The organism is Brevibacillus sp. FSL K6-6036 (assembly GCF_037964015.1).
GTDB lineage: Bacteria > Bacillota > Bacilli > Brevibacillales > Brevibacillaceae > Brevibacillus > Brevibacillus borstelensis.
Window position 1 is genome coordinate 2432839 of record NZ_CP150173.1, and the last position, 22522, is coordinate 2455360.

Below are 22522 nucleotides of genomic sequence, written 5' to 3' on the forward strand. Positions count from 1 at the left end.
ACAAAGGTTTGTGCCATATTTTACTGTACATACCACGGAGACATCTGTTTTCGTCGCATGTATTCTTTTTCAACAAATGCTGGTTTTCCGGAAAATATCCTGGCAGGGAGGCATGTATATGTCAAGTAAGATTTTGGACGCTTTCTTGGAAGAAAATCTGGCGGATCTGAAAAGCAAAGGATTGTATAACGTCATTGATCCTCTGCAAAGTGCAAATGGTCCGGTAATCACCATCTCAGGCAAAGAGCTGATCAATCTTTCCTCGAACAACTATTTGGGTTTGGCCACTGATCAGCGCCTGATCGATGCTGCCGTCAAAGCGGCGCAAAAGTACGGCGTAGGGGCAGGGGCCGTTCGGACGATTAACGGTACGCTGGAGCTGCACGTTCAACTGGAAGAGAAGCTGGCCGCTTTCAAGCATACCGAAGCGGCGATTGCCTACCAGTCGGGCTTCAATTGCAACATGGCGGCAATTTCCGCTGTAATGGACAAGGACGATGCCATTCTCTCTGACGAGCTGAATCACGCATCCATCATCGACGGCTGCCGCCTTTCCCGAGCGCAGATCATTCGGGTGAAACACTCCGACATTGACGACCTCCGGGCAAAAGCCAAGGAAGCTGTCGAGTCCGGCAAGTATAAAAAAGTGATGGTCATTACCGATGGGGTATTCTCCATGGATGGGGATATTGCCAAGCTTCCGGAAATCGTTGAAGTGGCTGAGGAATTTGACTTGATCACGTATGTGGACGATGCACATGGCTCTGGCGTGCTCGGCAAAGGGGCAGGTACTGTCAAGCACTTTGGCTTGTCCGATAAAATCGATTTCCAAATCGGAACGCTTTCCAAAGCGATCGGTGTCATCGGTGGATACGTGGCAGGCAAACAGAAGCTGATCGACTGGCTCAAGGTACGCAGCAGACCGTTCCTGTTTTCCACTGCTCTCACGCCAGCTGATGTGGCTGCCAGCATAACGGCGATCGATATTTTGCAGAGCAGCACCGAATTGCACGATCGCCTCTGGGAAAACGGCAACTATCTGAAAAAGGGTCTAAAGGAGCTGGGCTTCGACATCGGGCATAGCGAGACCCCGATTACTCCATGCGTGATTGGCGATGAGCAAAAAACGCAGGAATTCAGCAAGCGCTTGTACGAAGCGGGCGTGTATGCGAAAGCGATCGTATTCCCGACCGTTCCGCGCGGCACCGGCCGCGTACGCAATATGCCGACAGCAGCCCATACCAAAGAGATGCTGGACCGGGCATTGGACATCTATGAAAAAGTGGGCAAAGAAATGGGGATTCTGCAATGAAAAAGATTCTGATCACCGGGGCTTTGGGACAAATCGGTTCCGAGCTGACTGCCAGACTTCGCGACGAATACGGTGCGAATAACGTCATTGCCACTGACATCAAAATGCCGCAAGACAGTGACGTACTGCAGGCGGGGCCGTTTGAAAAGCTGGACGTAACGGATGCAAAAGCCATGTTCGATATCGCAAAAAAGCATCAGGTCGACACCATTATGCACCTGGCCGCTCTGCTCTCCGCGACCGCTGAGGCCAAACCGTTGTTGGCCTGGAATTTGAACATGGGCGGTCTGGTCAACGCTTTGGAAGTGGCACGCGAGCTTGGCTGCCAATTCTTTACCCCCAGTTCGATCGGAGCCTTTGGACCGAGCACGCCGAAGGATCAGACACCGCAGGACACGATTCAGCGGCCGACCACGATGTACGGGGTCAATAAAGTGTCCGGCGAGCTTTTATGTGACTACTACTTCCACAAGTTCGGCGTAGATACGAGGGGGGTACGTTTCCCTGGCCTGATTTCCTATGTGACACCTCCAGGCGGGGGAACGACGGATTATGCGGTGGAGATTTATTACAAAGCAATCACCGACGGTACCTATACTTCCTATATCGCAAAAGGGACGTACATGGACATGATGTACATGCCGGACGCTTTAAAGGCGATTATCACCCTGATGGAGGCCGATCCGAGCAAATTGAAGCATCGGAATGCGTTCAATGTCACGGCGATGAGCATTGAGCCGGAAGACGTCGCCCGTTCGATTCAAAAGCTGATTCCTTCGTTTACGCTGAAATACGAGGTAGACCCTGTGCGTCAGGCGATTGCCGACAGTTGGCCGAACTCGATCGACGCCAGCGCCGCACGGGAAGAGTGGGGATTTACGGCAGAGTACGATCTGGAAAAAATGACAAAGGATATGCTAGCCCAGTTAAAAGGGCGGCTGCTTCAAAAAATCGGTTGAGATCAAAGAAAAACAAGCCTGATGCGCCAGGCTTGTTTTTGTTTGAGCAAAGCTTGATTGCAAGCTGCAGCTTCACTACTTTCTGTTTTTCAGCTTTTGCATGGTGATGACATTGGAGATGACGTTCCATACATCGGGCAGTTTTTCTCCCACGTACCAGTATGCAAATCCGGCGATAGGCCGTTCCATGCTCGCCTGCATTTTCAGTCCAAGCGATCGGCTCTCTTCCAGCCAGATCGAATGAGCAGTCCCGTTTTTCCAGTACGTCGCCTTGTACTGCGAGGTTGCCGGATTCCAGTTGATAGCAGGTTTGTTTTGCGAGATGAGCCGGTAGGACTCCAGGATCAGCAAATCGGTTGATTGCCAAGCGCCATTCACTTTAGACCAGTCGCGAGTGTAGAGCGGCAGACCGACGATGTACTTGTCGGCCGGGATCTGCGTCAAAAGGTTGTTTGAGCTTTTGACGAGCCAGGGCAGCGATGAGACGGAACCGGCAGAAGGGCCTCCGCTCCAATGCTCTTCATAGCCCATTAAAACGATATAATCAGCATACCGTGCCAGATTGGCGTAATCGTACGGTGCACTCCAATCCGTCTGTGTATCAGGCGGAACATCGACGGAGACCGTTCGGCCTTTCGCATGCATGGCCTGCGCCAGCTCTTTGACAAAAGCTGTAAAGGCTTCGCGGTCACCGGGCTTGATATTTTCAAAGTCGATATTGATTCCATCAATCTGGTACTTGTCGCTCAGTTGAGCCAGCTTATTGACGACGGCTGCGCGGTTTGCCGGTACAGAGAGCGCATTGTGGGTTGCGTTGGCATCGAAGCGGTTGCCAAACATCGCCCATACTTTTCTGCCATTCTGGTGAGCCCACCTGACAAGAGTGGCATCGGTGTGATCGGCGATCGAGCTGTCGGCTTGCAAGTAAAACCAGCGGGGAGACAGCGTATTGACCGGAGTGTCTTTGACCAGATCAATGAACTCTTGCACGGTAGACCGGTACTGCCAGCCTAGGATGACGGGAGTCTTGCCTTTCGCTTGCTGATCGATTTTCTTCTTCACCCTGCTGAGAAGTACCGCCGTCTCTTCACGGGAAAGCGGAGCGTTTGGACGGAAATATCCCTGGTAGCCAACCAGGAGCTTTTGGCGGATTGCCTCTGCCACATACGGTCTTGCCCAGTAGGCGACGCTGTAGGCATCACTGAGAGGCAGGGAGGCTGGCTGGGACGGTTGCATTCCCATCGCTCGAATGAGCAGTGCCGCTGCCTCCTGACGGGAAATGGTGCGATTAGGCGAGAAGGCGGTTGGCGTCGTGCCGTTTACGATACCGAGGGAGACCGCGGCCTGGACGGCGCCATAAGCCCAGGAGCTCTTTGGCACATCGGAATAGGCAGGAAACTGGCTTGATACCGTCTTGAGCTTCCACGTGCGGGTCAGCATGGCGACGAACTCTGCGCGGGTTACGGCCTTTTTCGGCCGGTAGTAACCATCGGCATCGCCCAGGACGATACCGGCTTGATAAAGCGAGCGGATCTCTTCTTTTGCATAGCTTGCCGAAATATCCTTGAGCGCAGCAGCGGTCGATGCAGAGACACCTACAGAGACGGACAACAGTGACGTTGCCCACAATATGAAGCTAAGCATGATATGTACGTTACGTTTTCGCATGGCTCTACTCTTTCGTCTGTAATTTTTCTATGTCTCTTCTAGTGTAAAGAATAGAAAAACCTCTTTCATTCATCATTTTCTGGAAATAGAAAACAGGTATGGCTATGGAAGGGAGTGTCAATCGCCGCTTGCGGGTATGATATGATGGAAACAGATAAACTTCTGGCCGCGCTTGCGTGTGAACGTGCACGGAAAGCTGGCTCCAAGAAAAATAGAGACGGGAAGACATGGGAGGATGGATGGGAACCATGGAGCAGGTACTGATTATTGGAGCGGGACCGTGCGGGCTTGCCGCCGCTGTCGAATTGAAAAGACAGGGAATCGACCCGCTGGTCATCGAGAAAGGAACGTTGGTCAACTCAATTTATCGCTATCCGACCTACATGATTTTTCACAGTACGCCAGAGCTTCTCGAGATCGGAGACATTCCGTTTTCGACGCCGAACGAAAAGCCGACACGGCTGGAAGCTCTTCAATACTACCGTTTGGTGGCAGCCCGCAATCAGCTGCGGATCAACAGCTATGAGACGGTCGTTCATGTAGAGAAGGTGAACGGCGGTTTTTCTGTGCAGTCTGTAGACCGTTTTCAGACAAAGCACACATATACATGCCGGTACCTGGTGATTGCGACGGGATACTTTGACAATCCGAACAGGCTTGATGTGCCTGGCGAAAACCTTGATAAAGTGAGCTCCTTTTTTACGGAAGCGCATCCGTATGCGGGGATGAAGGTGGCGATCATCGGCGGCAACAACTCCGCGGTCGATGCTGCCATGGAACTTGAGCGCGCCGGTGCCGAAGTGACGGTCATTTGCCGCAAGCCGCAGCTTTCCGATCGGGTAAAAGCATGGACGAGGCCTGTTTTTGAAAGCTTGGCCGCAAAAGGCCGCATACAGGTGCTCTATTCCACTACTGTAAAGGAAATTGCCGAGCGCAATCTGGTGGTCGTGACAGAGGGGAGAGAAGTCACTCTCGAAAATGACTTCGTCTTTTCCTTGATCGGCTTTCGACCTGACCGCAGCGTCCTGCGTTCACTCGGAGCAGCGACGAATCCGCAGACAGGCGAGCCCGTCCACAATCCGGACACGATGGAGACCAATGTACCCGGTTTGTACATCGCTGGTGTGATTGCCTCCGGCGAGCATGCAAACGCGATTTTTATTGAAAACGGCAGGCACCACGGAAAGCTGATCGCCGAGCATATCGCTTCGCTTGAAAAAAGCAAGGAGCAAGGGTAAAAAAAGAAAAGACAACGCCGCGTCTGAATCGTGACGCTGGCGTTGTCTTTTTTACATCTTCCACTCGAGCTGACGGCCGCCGATCAAGTGGTAGTGGATGTGAAATACGGTTTGCTGACCGTGCTGGCCCGTGTTGGTGATGACACGGAATCCGGATTCTTGTACACCCATTTCTGCCGCTACCTTTTGCAAGGACAGGTGCAGATGGCCGATCAATTCCTTGTCCTCCGGTTGAATGTCCAGGAGAGAAGCGATGTGCTTTTTGGGGATGACAAGTACGTGTACAGGGGCGACGGGGTTGATGTCATGGAAAGCCACCACGTGTTCGTCCTCGTAAACTTTTTTGGCAGGGAGCTCTCCTTTAACGATCTTACAGAAAATGCAATCCATCTGGCGTATCCTTCCTTTCCATAGCTTCTCTTTAGCACTATTCGTCGCTTCCTTCCATTTTCCTGTTCTGCCGCTGATCCGTTTTGCCGCATTACAAGCACCAGTCAGCAAAAAACGGCGGCTCAGCCAGTTCCATGAAAGGGTTTTCTCTTGCAAAATCCACCTGTTTGATTATAATGGGAAAGGGAAGTGCATCGATGCTGCGGGAATGAATTATTCCTGGCACATTCTGGCTTCCGCGACCCAAATGGTTGGATTGATAACTGGTATGAAAGATGCTAAGTGTTAACCCACCATAAAGCGACTTGCGCAAACCTGGTTTGTACAAGTTGGTTTATGGTGGGTTTTTTTATGGTCGAGCGGATGCTTGTCATTCATCTGTCGACATCATGGAAAGCAGCGAAACTAGTGCTCCTTTGGGTGCAAATCGCCGCCAAAAGGCTAGGCCAGACCATGTTTTCTAAAAAAGTTTTGATCGCATTGGCACAGAGGAGGAACCATGGAACAGAAAAAAGTGCGTTTTCAATTAAATGGGGAAGAACACGAAGCGGCTGAAGGCACGCGCCTTCTCGACTACATGCTTGAGCAGGAAATCGAGCACCCGCATATCTGCTATTCGCCCGTTCTTGGACCGATACAGACTTGTGATACTTGTATGTGCGAAATCGACGGGAAGATCATGCGCGCCTGTTCGACGACTGTTGCGGAAGGCATGCAAATCCTGAGCGCTTCCGAGAAGGCTCGGTCAGCCCAGAAGGAAGCGATGGATCGCGTCCTGGAAAATCACATGCTGTACTGTACAGTCTGTGACAACAACAACGGCAACTGCCGGGTGCACAACACGACGGAGCTTTTGCAAGTGGAGCACCAAAGCCGTCCGTTCCGGGAAAAAGGGTACGAGGTTGACATGTCCCACCCGTTTTACCGTTACGATCCGAACCAATGCATCCTCTGCGGACGCTGTGTCGAGGTTTGCCAGGATCTGCAGGTGAACGAGACCCTGACAATCGACTGGGAGCGTGAAATGCCTCGCGTAATTTGGGATGACGATCGCTCTATCAACAACTCTTCGTGCGTTTCCTGCGGTCAATGCGTGACCGTGTGTCCGTGCAACGCCTTGATGGAAAAATCGATGCTGGGCGAAGCGGGCTTCATGACCTCGATGGATCAGGAGCTCTTGACCCCGATGATCGACCTGGTGAAGGAAGTAGAGCCGGGATACAGCAGCATTTTGGCCATTTCCGAGATCGAGGCGGCAATGCGCGATACGCGCACGAAAAAGACGAAGACCGTTTGTACGTTCTGTGGCGTAGGCTGCTCGTTTGAAGTGTGGACCCGCGACCGCAAAATTTTGAAGATCGAGCCATCGGAAAATGCGCCGGTAAACAGCGTTTCCACTTGTGTAAAAGGGAAATTCGGCTGGGATTTCGTCAATAGCGACCAGCGCTTGACCACTCCGCTGATCCGCAGAGGGGATGAATTCGTACCTGCTACATGGGACGAAGCACTGAGCTACATGACCGAGAGAATGTCGGCGATCAAAAAACAATATGGCGGCAATGCGCTTGGCTTTGTCAGCTCCTCGAAGACGACAAACGAAGAAGCGTATCTGATGCAGAAAATGGCCCGGCAAGTATTTGAAACAAACAACGTGGACAACTGCTCCCGCTACTGCCAATCGCCTGCTTCGGATGGCTTGATGTCGACCGTAGGTTTTGGCGCTGACTCCGGTACGATCAAGGACATCGCTTCCGCTGGCCTGGTCATTATCGTCGGGGCCAATCCGACCGAGGGCCATCCGGTTCTGGCGACTCGTGTAAAGCGTGCGAAAAAGCTGTTTGGCCAAAAATTGATCGTCTCCGATTTGCGCAAGCATGAAATGGCCGAACGTTCTGATCTGTATCTTCACCCGCGCCAGGGAACCGATTTCGTCTGGCTCTCTGCTGTCGCGAAATACATCATCGACCAGGGCTGGCATGATGAAGTCTTTATCAAGGCGCGTACCAATCATTACGATGAATTCGTGGCCCTGCTCGAAAAATACACGCTGGAGTACGCTGAAGAAATTACCGGCATTCCGCGCGAGCAAATGATCAAAGCAGCCACGATGATACACGAAGCAGATGGCACATGCATCTTGTGGGGCATGGGCGTGACCCAGAACGTCGGCGGCTCGCACACTTCTGCAGCTATTTCCAATCTGCTGCTCGTTACCGGAAACTTTGGACGTCCGGGCGCTGGGGCATACCCGCTGCGCGGTCACAACAACGTGCAGGGTGCCTGCGACATGGGGTCCCTGCCGAACTGGTTCCCCGGCTATCAGAGCATTGCCGATGACAACATCCGGAAGAAGTTCGAAGAGGCTTACGGCGTATCGATCTCTCCAAAGCCAGGCTATACGAACATTCAGATGCTGGAAGCGGTCGGCAGAGGCGAGCTGAAAGCGATGTACCTGATGGGCGAAGACATGGCATGGATCGATTCCAACGCCAACCATGTGCAGGAGATGCTCAGCCAGCTCGAATTCTTCGTCGTCCAAGACGTCTTCTTTACAAAGACAGCCCAGTTCGCAGATGTGATCCTGCCTGCTGCGCCGTCTCTGGAAAAGGACGGTACGTTCATCAATACGGAGCGCCGTATTCAGCGCCTGTACAAAGTATTTGAGCCGCTGGAAGGCTCCAAGCCGGACTGGCAGATTCTCACTGAAGTCGCCGCTCGCATGGGCTTCAACTGGGGCTACCAGCATCCAAGCGAAATCATGGACGAGATTGCGTCTCTGAGCCCGGTATTCTCCGGCGTTTCCTACAAGCGCCTGGAAGGATGGAACAGTCTGGTTTGGCCGGTACAGCCGGACGGCACAGACGAGCCGCTCCTGTATTTGGAGAGGTTCAACTTCCCGGACGGACGCGCCCGCTTCTCGCTGGTCGATTACGTTCCGCCCGTCGAGTATCCGGCAGAATTCGATCTGATCGTCAACAACGGCCGTCTGTTGGAGCATTTCCACGAGGGCAATATGACGAACAAGTCAAAAGGCATTCAGTACAAAGTGCCGGATGTGTTCGTAGAGGTGTCGCCTGAGCTCGCAAAAGAGCGGGGCGTACAGGATGGCACACTTGTCCGTTTGGTATCTCCATACGGAGCGATCAAGCTGCGCGCTGTCGTGACAGACCGCGTACAGGGGAAAGAGCTGTACGTTCCGATGAACTCGGTCAGCCACGAAAATGCGATCAACGTGTTAACCGGGAATGCCGTAGACGTTCGGACCCAGACACCAGCTTACAAACAGACGAAGGTTCGCATGGAAATCCTGGAGGCGACCGGCAAGAATCCTCTGCCGTTGTATAACCCGCGCTATGCGAAGCGAAATCCGCAGCTGGGAGTACAGGTGGAACGCAAATGGGCGAGAGGCGATTATGCGCCAATCGCAGATGTGAACCAGCCGGGAGGGGTGAAATAATGGCGAAGCCGACGACCAAGATCGTTCAACCCGTACTGACCGAGGAAGAGAAGCGAGCCAAAGCGCTCGAGCAGGTTTTAAGCGACACAGCCCTGAACGCAGATGGCATTCGCGAAACGATCAAGCTGCTGCAGGAGCTCCATCAGAGCGGCATTCTCGGAGCTGTCGTTTCCCTCGTGGAAGCAAAAGAAGAGGTAGCCAAGATCGCTGTTGGCCAGCTGGTCCGTCCGCCGGTAACCAAAGCGATCAACAATGCCATGGCAGTAGCGGAATCGCTCACAGAGCTTGAGCCTGAGATGACCAAAAAGCTGGCGGGAAGTCTGGCAAAGGGCTTGAAAAAAGCGGAAGAGGGCCTGCGTCAGGACGAAAAGGTCGGGATATTCGACCTGATCAAGGCGCTGCAGGACCCTGACATCAACCGTGCCGTCTCCTTTGGCATGAACCTCCTGAAGGGCATGGGTCAAGGATTAAAAGAGTAGTGGATTCCTAGAGTGTGGTGAAATATCTGTGTCCAATCAGGTCGAGCATCAATTCAGCAGGCTTGTTCGCGAGATTCGCAAGCAATACGTCGGAAATGGTCCTGAAAAGATTCGGACCAGATTTGTCGGGTCATGGGCGATTATCGAGATGAAAGGCAATCTGACCGAGGTAGAAAAATGGATGATCGACTCCGACGAGGGCAGAAAGATGATACAGGAAACCCGCACAAAGCTGGTGAAAGACATCTACAAGAGGGCTGAAGTAGTCGAGAAGCTCGAAAATTTGGTAGGTGCCAAGCTGATCACACTCTTCAGCGATATCAATATGGATGCAGACTTGGCCATCACCGTTTACGTGTTCGACCGGAAGATAGAAGGCGGTAAACCAAGCCCGCTGCAGCCAGCAAAGCGTATGTGCATGTAGCGGCCTTGAAGTTGGCAAGTTGACAGGTGTACTACGCCGCCCTTCGCATGAAAAAAGTGCGAAGGGCGGCTTTTTTATTTTCGCTGACCGGCTTCTGAGGATTACTGTAGCCGACGAGAGTCGGTCCTACGTTGAGTGGAGCCATGCTTTTTGCCTTCATTCGGTGAGAATCTCTTCCTTCAAAAGGCGAAGAATGGAGTTCCGTGAATGAGTGGATGCGTCCGTATTGTCCGGGGGAGTCCCCGGTTGTATCGGGTTCCAGTGGCGGGGAGTAGAGAAAATGAATCCCGTGGCAGCCATTTTCGTAAGAAAGATAGATATGGTATTCTGATGATTCCGACATGAAAGATTAGGAGATACGTGCTCGGATAGACTATGACGGTCTTGGTTTTTCGGATGTAGAAGATTGCGGAAGAATGTTTTGTCCAAAATAGAAAGAGGAGGATTGCCTTCGTGGAGTGGTCTGAGTTGGTCGTAACCACAGCGGATTGGATTCGCTCGTGGGGAGTATTTGCAATTATCGCCAGCTTGCTTATCAATGTGCTGATTAGTGTCGCTGGTGTTTTGCCCTCATTGTTCCTGTCTGCTGCAAATGCGGTCGTGTTCGGATTATGGGGCGGGTTTTTCATTTCGCTTGCGGGAGAAATCCTGGGAGCGACCGTTTCGTTTGTTCTGTACCGCTGGGGAATATCCCGTTCGGCCAAGCTGCAAAAGGTAAGGGAAGCCAGGTGGCTGAAAAGTCTTTCCGGCATGTCGCGCGGGCGCAGATTGCTGACGCTGATACTGTTGCGTGTAAATCCCTTATTGCCTTCCGGGGTGGTCAATGTAGGAGCGGCTTTCTCCACGATTGCTTTTGCCGATTTCTTTCTCGCTACGATGATCGGAAAGACGCCGTCGCTCGTCATGGAAACATTTATCGGTCACGATCTTGTCTTTTTCTCCGAGAACAAATTTCGTCTGATAATCGCGGTCATACTCGCAGCTTCCGTTTTTCTGCTGTTTAAATGGACAGAAAAAGAGAAGTCTCCATAATTTCTTCACGAGATTTTGATACGCTGGCACCGTAGAACAAACAGGAGGAGGCAGGTCGATGAAAAAGAAGGTCTTCATAGGCGCAGCCAGTGCCGGAATTGTAGCGATAGCAGCGGCCGGCGCTTTTTTCTACGGAGCGGGCGGTGAAACAAAAGCACATGCTCAATATATGGCAAAGCCCGAAATACTGCAGGGGAATGGACAAACAGTCCGCAGCTTTGAACTGGTGGCCAAGGAAGCGGAATGGGCACTGTCCAAGGATAAAAACGTACCTGTATGGACGTACAACGGTGTTGTTCCCGGAAGCCAAATCCGGGCGAAAGTGGGCGAGGTTATCCGCGTCACACTGAAGAACGAGTTGAAGGTGCCAACGACGATTCACTGGCACGGCTACCCCGTCCCCAACAATATGGACGGAATCCCGGGAACGACGCAGAATGCAGTACGGCCGGGAGAGACCTTTACTTATGAGTTTCCCGCAACAGTCCCCGGGACGTATTGGTACCACTCCCATCAGGACAGCGCCAATCAGGAGGACCTCGGCCTTTACGGAACGCTTGTCGTTGAGGGACCAGACCAGGCTCAGATTCAACGAGACTATACACTGGTTCTCGACGAGTGGAATACGGGCTCCCAAGGGCATGCGGGCATGAACATGGGAGAAATGGATCATGGCAAGATGGGTTCCGAGCGTATGGATCACGGCAAGACGAATTCTGAGACCATGAATCATGGAAGCATGAATATGGGCGGGATGGATCACGGAAGCCACGGAAACACGAGCATGCCTGGCATGGAGCACAGCAATTCACAGGTGCCGCCGGGAGCCATGCACGACCAGATGATGCAAGCGATGTACACGACGTTTTCGGTGAACGGAAAAACGGGAGACGCTATCGAACCGCTCGAGGTAGCAAAAGGAGAGCGCGTGCGGCTCCGCTTCGTCAATGCGGGCTTCCAAAGCCACACGCTTCGTCTGCCAGGACAGGAGTACAAAATTGTAAGCGCAGATGGTCAACCGATCAAGGACCCGGCCGTGATCAAGGACCAGCCGTTCACGATCGCACCGGGAGAACGCTACGATATCGAGTTTGTAGAAAGCCGTGATGGGGACTGGGTCATCGAGAGCCTGAACAAGACCGAAGCGGCCAAAGGAATGCGGATCCCCGTAAAAGTACAGGGAGCCGGAGCAAAGGAAAACAGCGTCGCCCAGGCAGAGGCGGCACCTGTCGATTTGACGGCGTACGGCCAAGGCGGCAAAGGGGTTTTCAGCCTCGACATGAAATACGACCAGGAATACCAGATGGACCTGGGCGAAAAAATGGGGAAAGACGGGATGGATCCGGTCTTTACGATTAATGGAGAGACGTATCCGGATATCAAGCCGCTAAACGTCAAAAAAGGGGACAAAGTGAAAGTCACTATGGTGAACAAAGGCTCCTCAGATCACCCGATGCATCTGCATGGCCATTTTTTCCAGGTGCTGAGCAAGGATGGCAAAGCCCTCACAGGCTCTCCCCTGGTGAAAGATACGCTCAACGTCAAGCCGGGCGAAAGCTATGTCGTGGCGTTTGAAGCGGATAACCCGGGGGAATGGATGTTCCACTGCCATGATCTGCATCATGCCGCAGCGGGAATGGTCAACTCCGTCCTGTACGAAGGACATCAGAAGTTCGTGGAGGACCCGACTGTCGGCAACAAAGCGCATTAACAGATGTGTCCCAGGTGTCCCCTGGGATCTTTTTTCTATTTTTGAAGACGGAGATGAGTTGGCGTGTCAACCATACTGATCGTGGATGATGAACCGCAAATTGTCGAAATCCTCTCTTCCTACTTGCAAAAGGAAGGTTATCATGTCGTCACGGCGGCGTCGGGAACAGAGGCGCTGGAGTGGACACATTCCACCGGAATCGATCTGGTTTTGCTGGATTTGATGCTTCCGGACATGAGCGGAGAAGAGGTGTGCGAGCGAATTCGCCGGGAATCACGGGTTCCGATTTTGATGCTTACGGCAAAAAGCGGAGAGCCAGACCGGATCACTGGACTGGAGCTGGGAGCGGATGATTACCTGGTGAAGCCGTTTAGCCCCCGCGAACTCGTGGCCCGCATACGGGCGATTCTGAGGAGAGCCGGCGATTACCAATCCCTCTGTGACCGTGTGCAATTCGGCGATTTGACGATTTCACATGGCGACAAAAGCGTCTGGAAAAAGGGCCAGATGGTGGAATTGACGCCGAATGAATACCGCTTGCTGATCACGCTGATCCGTCACCCCGGGCGGACCTGGACGAGGGAGGAGCTGGTCAAGGAAGTGCTGGGGATGGACTTTGAAGGGTATGACCGAACAATCGATACGCATGTCAAAAATCTCAGACACAAAGTGGAAGACGATCCGAAAGAGCCCGCATTTATTAAAACCGTGTATGGCATCGGCTACCGTTTTGAAGATCCCAATCTCGAGGCACGTTCCTCCTGAAAGCTTGCGATAGGCAGTACTGCTTACATACGTTCTCAAACCTTTCAGTGGGCATTTTAGAGGGAGAACAACAGCGCGAGTCGAATCCTTTTTAAGGAAAAAGACATGCACCTGCTCTCAGCACTGTTGATTTTTGAGGGAAAAGAGGGAATAGAGATGAATGAATCCCGGAAAGGAATGCGGCTGGAACCGTTCACCTTTACGATCGAGGCGGGTAAGATACGGGAATTTGCACAGGCACTGGGCGACGACAATCCAGACTACGAGACAGGCAAGCGCATTCCGCCGACATTTGCGACTGTCATTGAATTTTGGGGCAGCAAAAGACCGATGGAGGACGTTCTCCAGCTGAACATGGCAAAGGTGCTGCATGCCGGACAGGAGTACGAATACGTAGGCGCCATGGCCGTAGGCGACCAGATTACATGCGAGGGCGAGGTCATCGACGCTTATACCAGAGCCGGCATGAATTTCGTCGTTGTGGAAAACAAGTACAAAAATCAGCGCGGCGAGCTGGTATTGATCAGCCGATCTACCATTATCGAGAGATCGTAAAGAGGAGGGAAACTATATGCAAATCGGCTTTGAATTTCCACCTTTGGAGAAGGGGGAAATTACGCATACGCAGCTAGTACGCTATGCCGGTGCCTCTGGCGACTTTAATCCTATCCATACCGTCGTTCCCTATGCCGAAGAGGTTGGCTTGGACGGGGTAATTGCCCACGGCATGATGATCAAAGGATTTATCGGTCACGCGATCGGCAAGTGGTGCGGCGTCGAAAACCTGCTCCGCTTCTCAACTCGCTTTCGGTCGATGACACGGCCTGGCGAGCGGATTGTTGTCACCGGAAAGGTCGTGGGTGAGACTGCCGACGCCTGGCAGTGTGAAGCCCAGGCGGCCAATGAGCAGGGAGAGGTAAAGGCTAGCGCCAAGTTTGAAGTCAAAAAATAAAGCGTATCATTCAAGCTGTTAGTCGACTTTCAGAATACGAAAATCTGGCAGTTTCCTTAATCACGCAGACACCGGTGGGGCAAGCAATGCGGCTCTCCGGCGTCTTTTTTTGCTTTAGGGAGACAGAGCGGGCAGAAGCCATTTTAACAGGATGCGTTACTTCTTCCATATCCTTCATGAAAAAAGTTGACCATAAAAATATTAAGTTAACTTCCTGTCCTTCGCCAAAGGCTCTTCCGCATTTATCGCCATCACCAGGTTATTTCTTCACACTTGACCTCCCGTGGTATTTCTTCCTGTTGCATCACGAAACAATAAAGAAAAAAACTCCGCTCACACGCTCCGTTCTCACCTTTCATAAATGAAACGCGACCTATCAAAATTGAAAGATGCGCGCCCCTTTATGTGTATACTTTTCCTAATATTTCGACGAATTTCAACTGGCACGATAATTGCGATTGCCATTTAGAAAAGAAAAGCCTGCCTCCCTTTTATTTGGACGTTGGCAGGACAAATATGGCTCGAAAAGGGGGAGGAACGATTGAAAATTGCCTATACCCATCATTTCGGTTTGCCTTTGGACGCAGTATGGAAGGGAATTCAGGACGAGGAGGTGTTGAAGAAAGCCATCCCCGGCTGCCAAGCCTTTTCCCAGGTGGAAGAAAATGTTTACCATGCGGAAATGGGAATCAGTGTCGGGCCGGTCAAGGGGATGTTTACGGGACAGGTAAGGCAAGCCGATCAGGAGGAGCCGTTTTTTTACCGCCTGTTTGTAAAGGGAAAGGGAGCTCCTGGAGAAATCGACGCCGCTGCAGAAATGAAATTGGAAGAGGAGGATACGGGGGTAAAGCTGACCTGTACGGCTGAAGTTCAGGTGACGGGCGTGCTGGCGTCTGTCGGTCAACGGGTAATGGGCGGCGTGGCGAAGCTGGTGATTGGACAATTTTTCAAGACAGCGGAAAAAGAAATGGGTCAAATGTTTTCCCACTCGTAAACGAATGTACCTGAGGAGGTGTCTGCATGAACAAGTCTTGTAAAGTCACACTCACGGTCAATGAAGTGGAACGAACCGCGGAGGTAGAGCCGCGGATGCTGTTGGTGCATTTCCTGCGTGAAACTCTGAATCTGACCGGTACGCACATCGGGTGTGACACGAGTCAATGCGGAGCTTGTACCGTGCTGGTGAACGGCGAGGCCGTAAAGTCGTGCACCATGCTTGCGGTTCAAGCGGATGGAGCGAGCATTACGACAGTAGAGGGTCTTGGAGATGTCGAGCATTTGCACCCGATCCAGCAGGGCTTCTGGGAAAAGCACGGGCTGCAATGCGGCTTCTGTACGCCGGGCGTGATGATGGCGATGGTGAGCTTGCTGCAGGAGCATCCTGCCCCTACGGAAGAAGAGGTGCGTGAGGCATTGGAAGGCGTGATTTGCCGCTGTACAGGCTATCAGTTCATTGTGGATGCGGTCCTGCATGCAGCAGCCGAGATGGCCAAGCTGCAAGAGAGCGGAAACGTTTCTGACACGATGCCGGTCGGGGAGGGACGCTGAGCGATGGCAAATATGATCGGGACCCCTGTAAAGAGAAAAGAAGATCCTCGCCTGCTGACTGGCAACGGCATGTTTACCGACGATATGAAGCTGCCGGGAATGCTCCACGCCGCCTTTCTGCGCAGTCCGTTTGCGCACGCCAAAATTGTCCGCATCGACACTGAAACAGCGAAACAGTACCCGGGTGTTATCGCCGTATTTACCGGTGCCGACCTGATCGGCAAAGTGAAACCAGTCCCGACCATGTGGTATGTGCCCGGTGCAGATTTGAAAGCAAAGGACAGAAGTCCGCTGGCGTTGGAAAAGGTGCTTTATGCGGGTGAGGCTGTAGCGGTCGTTGTCGCCGAGGATCGGTACATAGCGCGTGATGCTCTCGACCTGATTTCCGTAGACTACGAGGAGTTGCCAGCCGTTACCCATCAGGAAAAGGCCCTCCAGGAAGGAGCGCCGCTCGTCCACGACGATGTGCCGCAAAACCTGGCTCTCTTGTGGAAAGCGGGAGAGGTGCCGGATGAGGCGTTTGAACAAGCGGAGGTGGTCGTCCGGCAACGGCTGTACAACCAGCGGGTGATCCCCAACCCGATGGAAACGAGGGCGGCAGTGGCGCAGTTCAACCCTGGCAGCGGCGAGATGACGATCTGGTGCACCTCGCAAAACCCGCATATTCATCGAATGATTTACTCGGGAGTCCTCGGCATTCCGGAAAGCAAGCTTCGCATCGTAGCACCTGATGTAGGCGGAGGTTTTGGAGCCAAGATCGCGACGTACACGGAGGAAGCGGTCGTCGGCCATGCAGCCAGAGAATTGAGACGGCCGGTGAAATGGGTGGAGGAGCGCCGGGAGCACTTCATGGCGACTACCCATGCCAGAGACGAGGTTATCGAGGTGGAGCTGGCCGGGAAAAAGGACGGCACCTTTACCGCTCTGCGGGTCAAAAACACCGCCAATCTGGGGGCTTATCTCTCGACATTTGGAGGGGGCTGTCCGACGATTGACTTCGGCCTGATGATTACTGGAGCCTACCACATTCCGCAGGCAGCAGTCGTAACGTACGGCGTTTATACCAATACGACACCGACGGATGCGTATCGCGGTGCCGGAAAACCCGAGGCGACCTTCCAGATTGAGCGAATCGTGGATCTGTTTGCCCGAAAAGTGGGAATGGACCCGCTGGAGGTCAGACGCAAAAATTTAATTCCAAAGGAATCCTTCCCCTATACGACTGCAATGGGCTTGTTGTACGACAGCGGAAACTACGAATTAACCCTTGAAAAAGCTTTGGAGGCGGTGGATTACGAGGCGCTGCGAAAAGAACAGGAGGAGCTGCGGGCACAGGGCAAACTGATCGGCATCGGCTTTTCCACCTATGTGGAGCTGTGCGGCTTTGGCCCCTCAAAGGTTGCCGGAGCGATCGGCTTTCAGGGCGGGGTGTGGGAAAACAGCACGGTCCGCGTCCATCCGACCGGCAAGGTTACCGTCTATACGGGCACGTCTCCGCACGGACAGGGGACAGCTACCTCTTTCGCGCAGATCGTCTCGGATAAATTGGGTGTCCCGATCGAGGACATCGAGCTTGTTCACGGCGATACCCAGAGCATTTCGATGGGTTGGGGAACCTACGGCTCGCGGACGACAGCGGTCGGAGGCGCAGCGGTAGCCATCGCGGCAGACAGAGTCGTGGCAAAGGCGAAACGGATTGCGGCGCACGAGCTGGAGGTCGCAACCGAGGATATTGATTTTGCTGGCGGCGTCTTTTCCGTAAAGGGAGTGCCCGGGCGAGAGAAGACGTTCCAGGAAATTGCCCGCTCAGCCAATTTCGCCTGGAATTTGCCGGATGATGTGGAGCCTTCGCTCGAGGCGCAGTCTTTCTTCGATCCGTCCAACTTCGTATACCCGTTTGGCGCACACATCTGCGTCGTCGAGGTAGACAAGGATACCGGAGAGGTAGCGCTCAGGAAATATGTCGCGGTGGATGATGTCGGCAAGGTAATCAACCCGCTTCTAGCCGAAGGCCAGGTCCATGGCGGGGTCGTTCAGGGAATCGGTCAGGCGCTCTGGGAAGGAGCCGTATACAGCGAAAATGGCCAGCTGCTATCCGGAACATTCATGGATTACACCATGCCAAAAGCGCGATTCTTCCCCAGAGTAGAGTGGCATTTTACCGAAACGCCTTCACCCGTCAATCCGCTCGGCGCCAAAGGAATCGGGGAAACAGGGACGACTGCCGCTCCACCTGCCGTCGTCAACGCAGTGATGGACGCGCTGCAGCCCTTCGGCGTCGATGACCTGGATATGCCGCTGACGCCGGAAAAGGTATGGAAAGCGATGCAGAACAGGAGGGAAGGCATATGATACCGACTACATTCGATTATGTTCGGGCTGACACCGTAGAGGATGCGATTCGCTTGCTGCAGCAAAGCAATGGGGAAGCGAAGCTGCTTGCAGGCGGACACAGCTTGATCCCGCTGCTCAAATTCCGTTTGACCGCACCCGGCACTCTGATCGACATCAGCAAGATTGGCGAGCTGCAAGGAATTCGGCGGGAGGGGAACCGCCTGGTCGTCGGAGCTTTGACTACCCACCACCAGCTTCACACAAGCCCGCTCATAAGAGAAACCATGCCGGTGCTGGCCGATGCGGCGCGTGTGATTGGAGATTTGCAAGTCAGACATCGCGGCACCGTGGGCGGAAATCTGGCCCATGCCGACCCGGCTGCCGATCTGCCGGGAGTGGCTCTGGCGTTGGATGCCATGCTGGAGGTACAGAGCGAGGACGGAAAAGAATTGCTCGAGCTGGACGGATTTTTTCTGGGACCGTTGGTGACAGCTCTGCCGGAGACCAGCCTGGTGACTTCTGTCTCCTTTCTGATTCCGCCGTCTGATGCAAAGAGCGTCTATCTGAAATACGCGCATCCAGCCTCCGGATACGCCGTGGTTGGCGTCTGCGCCGTCGTGGGGACTGATCCTGACGGGAGGATCAACCATGCACGTGTCGGAATCAATGGTGTCGGCGATGTAGCGTACAGAGCGATCAGTGTGGAGGAGCGTTTGCTCGGTCAAAGGCCTTCGAGGGAGCTGATTCAACAAGCTGCCGCCCATGCTGCCGACGAGGGGGATATCGGCGGAGACCTGTTTGCATCGGAGGAATACCGCAGGCATCTGTGCCGTGTCTATACCGAACGGGCCTTGGAGCAAATTCTCTTGCCGGAAGGAACGGCATGAGCGGATACGATTTCGCTCTCATCGAACGCGACTTCTACCAGCACGGTTACGTGACGGATACGTCTGTTGCGACGGCTCTCCGCCTCGTTCTTTGTCTCGGCAAACCGCTGCTGGTAGAAGGACCGGCCGGTGTGGGCAAAACAGAAATAGCCAAGACGTTGTCTCGCGTTTTACACACGCGGCTGATCCGTTTGCAATGCTACGAGGGGATGGACAGCCAATCCGCTTTATACGAATGGAATTATCAGAGGCAGCTCATTCGCATCAAGCTCGGCGAGGATAGCGGGCGGACGGCCGAAGAGCGTGAGGAGGAAATTTTTGGCCCGGCTTTCCTGTTGAAAAGGCCCATCCTTGAAGCTTTGACGGATGAAAACCGGGCTCCCGTCCTCTTGATCGATGAGATCGATCGTGCCGATGAGTCATTCGAAGCGTTTTTGCTGGAAGCCTTGGCCGAGTTTCAGGTCACGATTCCCGAGCTGGGGACAATCCGGGCGGTGCATCGTCCCTATGTCATTCTCACCTCGAACAGGACCCGTGAGCTGAGTGATGCCCTGCGGCGCAGATGCCTCTATCAATGGCTGGCGTATCCGGATATGCAGAAAGAAGCGGAGATTTTGCGGGTGAGGCTGCCCGATATAAGCCAGCGCTTGGCAGAGCAGATTTCGCTCATGATGGCAAATCTGAGAGCACTCCCGCTGCAGAAGGTGCCGGGCGTAGCGGAAAGCCTCGACTGGGCTCAGGCGCTGATCAAGCTGCATCGCAGCGAGCTCGATCCATCTGTCGTGCAAGCGACGATGGGGTGCTTTGTCAAAGACCGCGACGATTGGGAAACGGTGGAGGAGCAGCTGCGTTCGGGGAGGTTGCTTGTTGAAAAACGGTGATGCCAATTGCCTGGCACAAAATAGTTTGTCGCACCATCTGATTTGTTTTTCCCGGATATTGCGGGGAAGAGGCGTACTTGTCAGCCCGCAGCAAACGGCCGATGCGCTCCAATCGTTAGCTGTGCTGGATATTTCCGATGAAGCCCTGTTTCGCTACGGACTGCGCCTCAATCTCTGTTCGAGCCCGGAGGAGCAGCAGATATTCGACGAGGAGTACGAGCGGTACTTCCATGAAGAAGCCATCCGGGAGGACAGAAAGCCATCTCCTGAAATGGCAAAGCGAAAATCGCAAAAAGAGCAGTCTTCCCCGCCTGAAGCTTCTGCCCGGTCCGAGGAACGGCAACCAGACTTGGCTGATGCCGTTTGGAGGCCAGTTGATCAGGAGCTGGAGGCCGAAAGCACAAGGCAGGTCGGAAGACACGTCATTCCGACAGCGCCCTGGGAAGCAAGGAAACAAGTGCTCGTGCGCATCCCGACAAAGCGAAATCCTCTGATGGAGGAAGGTGCCAAGCAACTCATCGCGGAATTCCGGTTGAGGCAAAGGAGGGCGTGGCGACGCCAGCTTCGCGGCGCGCTGCTCGATTTTCGCCGTACCATTCGCAGTGGTTTGCAGACGGGAGGAGAGCCGCTCCTCCTTTCTTGGAAAAAGAGGAAGCCGCGAGAAGCCAATTTCTTGCTCTTTTGCGACGGAAGCAGGTCCATGAGCGGTTTTGCAGAAACGTTCCTGCAATTTGCCTATGCCTTGTCTGCCCGTTCGCGTCAGGTAGAGGTCTTTCTTTTTTCCACGAAGCTGCGGCGGATCAGCAGAGCGCTCCGGCATGCGAGGCAAGCTGATCAAACGGGCCAAACAGGTCAAACAGGTAAAACTGCTAAAACTGCCAATACGGCCAATACGGCCAATACGGCCAAAACCTCACCCCCTACCGTCATCGCAGAGTCGGCGGAATGGGGGAGCGGAACCCGCATCGGTGAATCTCTCCATACCTTTGTTCGGTTATACGGCGGTCGCCTGCTTAGAAAAGATACAGTAGTGCTAATCGCAAGCGACGGTTTGGATACCGGCGATGGGAGCAGGCTTGAGGAAGCCATGAAAACCATCTCCACAAAAGCTGCATGTGTGATCTGGCTAAATCCGCTGCTAGATGTGCCCGGCTATGAGCCGATTGCCCGCGGGATGCGTACGGCCCTGCCCTACATCGATATCTTCGCATCTGCACGAGATCTTGGCTCGTATCGTACATTGGCCAAGACCATTCGTCTTTGGAGGTGAGTACATGAGAGATCATGCATGGATCATAAACATGATAAAGGAAGCGAAAACTTCCGGGAAGCGATACGCGATGGCAACAGTCGTACATGTCAAAGGATCGGCTTATCGCCGTGAGGGAGCCAAAATGCTTGTCGATGAGGAGGGGAAGTGCACAGGCATGATTTCGGGCGGCTGCCTCGAAGCTGATGTGGCGGAAGTAGCCAAACAAGTGCTGGAGACGGGGGCGCCAACTGTAAAAACGTATGTCATGGACGAAGACCTGGTCTGGGGCTTGGGACTTGGGTGTCCCGGTACGGTAGAGATCTACATTGAACCGCTGCTGCATGCCTGCTCTGTAAGCGATGAGCGGCAAGCATCAGCGGAGGGCAGCTTTGGAAATCAGGATGTGCCTACGCACGGCGATTCCGTTTATGACGCGTGGCTGTCTGCCATAGAGGATGAACGCGCAGGAATTCTCTTTACCCGATTGGACACGGTTGGAAGCGGCCAGACACCAGCGCCTTTTCGGCTGTTCGTGCCTGAGGCGGGAGAGAGTATTGGAAGTACCGGCGATTTGTCATTGGACCGGCTCGTGACTGCCAAAGCCAGGCAGCTTTTCCTCCAAAAAAATCCGAAGTCTGCTTCGCTCCGCGTTCCTTTCTCGGAAGAACGGGAAGCTGTAGTTTTTGCAGACGTGTATATTCCGCCTGCGGAAGTGATTATTTTCGGGGCAGGGCATGATGCCGTACCACTCGCAAAAACAAGCGTTGCCGCAGGATTTCGTACGACGGTGGTCGACCCGCGTCCGGCGTACAATACGGAAGACAGATTTCCTGGAACGACACGCCTGTTGACAGATGACAAAAACGGATTTGAGCGGTTAAAGATTGGGAATCGCAGCTATATCATCATCATGAATCACCATCTGGAACGGGACATCGAAGCTCTCCGCTTTTCCCTGCAAACGGAAGCGCCGTACATCGGGGTTCTTGGTCCGAGAAGCCGATGTGACAGAATATTGAAAATGATTGAGGGGCGTGGCGATCTTCTTCGGGAGGAACGGCTTGCGCGCCTGCACAACCCTGTCGGCCTGGACATCGGAGCGGAAACCGCGGAAGAGATCGCACTGAGCATCGTCACCGAAGTACTGGCCGTCCACAACGGACACCAGGGCCATTTTTTGCGCGGAAAAGAGAGAATTCACCAGCCTTCCTAGGTATGGCCGGATATGTCGGA

Annotated in this window: 21 protein-coding genes; 19 read left to right on the forward strand and 2 right to left on the reverse strand. The window is 53.6% G+C overall.

All coding sequences use genetic code 11. The features are described from left to right. Nucleotides 1–118: 118 nt before the first annotated feature. Nucleotides 119–1312, forward strand: coding sequence for a glycine C-acetyltransferase (locus NST37_RS12205; RefSeq protein ID WP_024984336.1), 1194 nt, complete (start codon nt 119–121; stop codon nt 1310–1312). Then, nucleotides 1309–2271 carry an L-threonine 3-dehydrogenase gene (locus NST37_RS12210; protein WP_003386922.1) on the forward strand — a complete coding sequence of 321 codons (963 nt, stop codon included), beginning with the start codon at nt 1309–1311 and terminating at the stop codon, nt 2269–2271. Before NST37_RS12205 ends, NST37_RS12210 begins: the two co-directional genes overlap by 4 nt. 75 nt (nt 2272–2346) lie before the next feature. On the opposite strand, the gene NST37_RS12215 is transcribed toward NST37_RS12210, so the two are convergent. Continuing rightward, nucleotides 2347–3939 carry an S-layer homology domain-containing protein gene (locus NST37_RS12215; protein WP_172920452.1) on the reverse strand — a complete coding sequence of 531 codons (1593 nt, stop codon included), beginning with the start codon at nt 3937–3939 and terminating at the stop codon, nt 2347–2349. Nucleotides 3940–4187: 248 nt separating this feature from the next. Between NST37_RS12215 and NST37_RS12220 the strand changes: the two genes are divergently transcribed. Beyond that, nucleotides 4188–5177 (forward strand): YpdA family putative bacillithiol disulfide reductase, encoded by a 990-nt coding sequence (locus NST37_RS12220; RefSeq protein WP_122958610.1) that lies wholly within the window; start codon nt 4188–4190, stop codon nt 5175–5177. A gap of 51 nt (nt 5178–5228) precedes the next feature. Here NST37_RS12220 and NST37_RS12225 read toward each other — a convergent pair whose 3' ends face one another. Further along, entirely contained in the window at nt 5229–5567 is a 339-nt protein-coding gene (locus tag NST37_RS12225; RefSeq protein WP_327985838.1) for a histidine triad nucleotide-binding protein, read from the reverse strand. On the opposite strand from NST37_RS12225, the gene NST37_RS12230 reads away from it, so the two are divergent. The 16 genes from NST37_RS12230 to NST37_RS12305 all read left to right on the forward strand — a co-directional run bounded on the left by NST37_RS12230 (nt 5557) and on the right by NST37_RS12305 (nt 22502). Next, nucleotides 5557–5856 carry a hypothetical protein gene (locus tag NST37_RS12230; RefSeq protein ID WP_161785224.1) on the forward strand — a complete coding sequence of 100 codons (300 nt, stop codon included), beginning with the start codon at nt 5557–5559 and terminating at the stop codon, nt 5854–5856. The genes NST37_RS12225 and NST37_RS12230 overlap by 11 nt on opposite strands. 210 nt (nt 5857–6066) lie before the next feature. After that, a complete protein-coding gene (gene fdhF, locus NST37_RS12235) occupies nt 6067–9024 on the forward strand; it encodes a formate dehydrogenase subunit alpha (protein ID WP_339186704.1) in 2958 nt (985 codons plus the stop codon). Further along, the gene (locus NST37_RS12240; protein ID WP_003386917.1) at nt 9024–9503 is read left to right on the forward strand and encodes a DUF1641 domain-containing protein; all 480 of its coding nucleotides are present in this window, start codon (nt 9024–9026) and stop codon (nt 9501–9503) included. The genes fdhF and NST37_RS12240 overlap by 1 nt, the downstream gene beginning before the upstream one ends. 28 nt (nt 9504–9531) lie before the next feature. Continuing rightward, the gene (locus tag NST37_RS12245; RefSeq protein WP_003386916.1) at nt 9532–9927 is read left to right on the forward strand and encodes a DUF2294 domain-containing protein; all 396 of its coding nucleotides are present in this window, start codon (nt 9532–9534) and stop codon (nt 9925–9927) included. Between the two features lie 453 nt (nt 9928–10380). Further along, nucleotides 10381–10959, forward strand: a complete 579-nt coding sequence (locus NST37_RS12250; RefSeq protein ID WP_003386915.1) for a VTT domain-containing protein — start codon at nt 10381–10383, stop codon at nt 10957–10959. A 58-nt stretch (nt 10960–11017) separates the two neighbouring features. Further along, on the forward strand, nt 11018–12670 hold the full coding sequence (locus NST37_RS12255; protein ID WP_339186706.1) for a multicopper oxidase domain-containing protein: 1653 nt from the start codon (nt 11018–11020) through the stop codon (nt 12668–12670). Between the two features lie 63 nt (nt 12671–12733). Beyond that, entirely contained in the window at nt 12734–13435 is a 702-nt protein-coding gene (locus tag NST37_RS12260; protein WP_003386913.1) for a response regulator transcription factor, read from the forward strand. Between the two features lie 156 nt (nt 13436–13591). Then, a complete protein-coding gene (locus NST37_RS12265) occupies nt 13592–13990 on the forward strand; it encodes a MaoC family dehydratase N-terminal domain-containing protein (RefSeq protein ID WP_024984786.1) in 399 nt (132 codons plus the stop codon). Nucleotides 13991–14006: 16 nt separating this feature from the next. Next, nucleotides 14007–14387 (forward strand): MaoC/PaaZ C-terminal domain-containing protein, encoded by a 381-nt coding sequence (locus NST37_RS12270; RefSeq protein WP_003386911.1) that lies wholly within the window; start codon nt 14007–14009, stop codon nt 14385–14387. Nucleotides 14388–14928: 541 nt separating this feature from the next. Further along, a complete protein-coding gene (locus NST37_RS12275) occupies nt 14929–15381 on the forward strand; it encodes a carbon monoxide dehydrogenase subunit G (protein WP_339186707.1) in 453 nt (150 codons plus the stop codon). Nucleotides 15382–15407: 26 nt separating this feature from the next. Beyond that, nucleotides 15408–15935, forward strand: coding sequence for a (2Fe-2S)-binding protein (locus NST37_RS12280; protein ID WP_003386909.1), 528 nt, complete (start codon nt 15408–15410; stop codon nt 15933–15935). A gap of 3 nt (nt 15936–15938) precedes the next feature. After that, complete coding sequence (locus NST37_RS12285) at nt 15939–18287, forward strand: xanthine dehydrogenase family protein molybdopterin-binding subunit (RefSeq protein ID WP_171506229.1); 2349 nt, start codon at nt 15939–15941, stop codon at nt 18285–18287. After that, nucleotides 18284–19156, forward strand: a complete 873-nt coding sequence (locus NST37_RS12290; RefSeq protein WP_339186709.1) for a xanthine dehydrogenase family protein subunit M — start codon at nt 18284–18286, stop codon at nt 19154–19156. The genes NST37_RS12285 and NST37_RS12290 overlap by 4 nt, the downstream gene beginning before the upstream one ends. Continuing rightward, nucleotides 19153–20037, forward strand: coding sequence for a MoxR family ATPase (locus tag NST37_RS12295; RefSeq protein ID WP_003386905.1), 885 nt, complete (start codon nt 19153–19155; stop codon nt 20035–20037). Before NST37_RS12290 ends, NST37_RS12295 begins: the two co-directional genes overlap by 4 nt. Continuing rightward, a complete protein-coding gene (locus NST37_RS12300) occupies nt 20024–21307 on the forward strand; it encodes a VWA domain-containing protein (protein WP_339186711.1) in 1284 nt (427 codons plus the stop codon). The genes NST37_RS12295 and NST37_RS12300 overlap by 14 nt, the downstream gene beginning before the upstream one ends. Nucleotides 21308–21311: 4 nt before the next feature. Next, the gene (locus tag NST37_RS12305; protein WP_339186713.1) at nt 21312–22502 is read left to right on the forward strand and encodes an XdhC/CoxI family protein; all 1191 of its coding nucleotides are present in this window, start codon (nt 21312–21314) and stop codon (nt 22500–22502) included. Nucleotides 22503–22522 lie beyond the last annotated feature (20 nt).

Coding starts and splice junctions, on each gene's coding strand:
- NST37_RS12205 (WP_024984336.1), top strand. CDS start 119: ATGTCAAGTAAGATTTTGGACGCTTTCTTGGAAGAAAATCTGGCGGAT.
- NST37_RS12210 (WP_003386922.1), top strand. CDS start 1,309: ATGAAAAAGATTCTGATCACCGGGGCTTTGGGACAAATCGGTTCCGAG.
- NST37_RS12215 (WP_172920452.1), bottom strand. CDS start 3,939: ATGCGAAAACGTAACGTACATATCATGCTTAGCTTCATATTGTGGGCA.
- NST37_RS12220 (WP_122958610.1), top strand. CDS start 4,188: ATGGAGCAGGTACTGATTATTGGAGCGGGACCGTGCGGGCTTGCCGCC.
- NST37_RS12230 (WP_161785224.1), top strand. CDS start 5,557: ATGCAATCCATCTGGCGTATCCTTCCTTTCCATAGCTTCTCTTTAGCA.
- NST37_RS12225 (WP_327985838.1), bottom strand. CDS start 5,567: ATGGATTGCATTTTCTGTAAGATCGTTAAAGGAGAGCTCCCTGCCAAA.
- fdhF (WP_339186704.1), top strand. CDS start 6,067: ATGGAACAGAAAAAAGTGCGTTTTCAATTAAATGGGGAAGAACACGAA.
- NST37_RS12240 (WP_003386917.1), top strand. CDS start 9,024: ATGGCGAAGCCGACGACCAAGATCGTTCAACCCGTACTGACCGAGGAA.
- NST37_RS12255 (WP_339186706.1), top strand. CDS start 11,018: ATGAAAAAGAAGGTCTTCATAGGCGCAGCCAGTGCCGGAATTGTAGCG.
- NST37_RS12265 (WP_024984786.1), top strand. CDS start 13,592: ATGAATGAATCCCGGAAAGGAATGCGGCTGGAACCGTTCACCTTTACG.
- NST37_RS12270 (WP_003386911.1), top strand. CDS start 14,007: ATGCAAATCGGCTTTGAATTTCCACCTTTGGAGAAGGGGGAAATTACG.
- NST37_RS12280 (WP_003386909.1), top strand. CDS start 15,408: ATGAACAAGTCTTGTAAAGTCACACTCACGGTCAATGAAGTGGAACGA.
- NST37_RS12285 (WP_171506229.1), top strand. CDS start 15,939: ATGGCAAATATGATCGGGACCCCTGTAAAGAGAAAAGAAGATCCTCGC.
- NST37_RS12290 (WP_339186709.1), top strand. CDS start 18,284: ATGATACCGACTACATTCGATTATGTTCGGGCTGACACCGTAGAGGAT.
- NST37_RS12295 (WP_003386905.1), top strand. CDS start 19,153: ATGAGCGGATACGATTTCGCTCTCATCGAACGCGACTTCTACCAGCAC.
- NST37_RS12305 (WP_339186713.1), top strand. CDS start 21,312: ATGAGAGATCATGCATGGATCATAAACATGATAAAGGAAGCGAAAACT.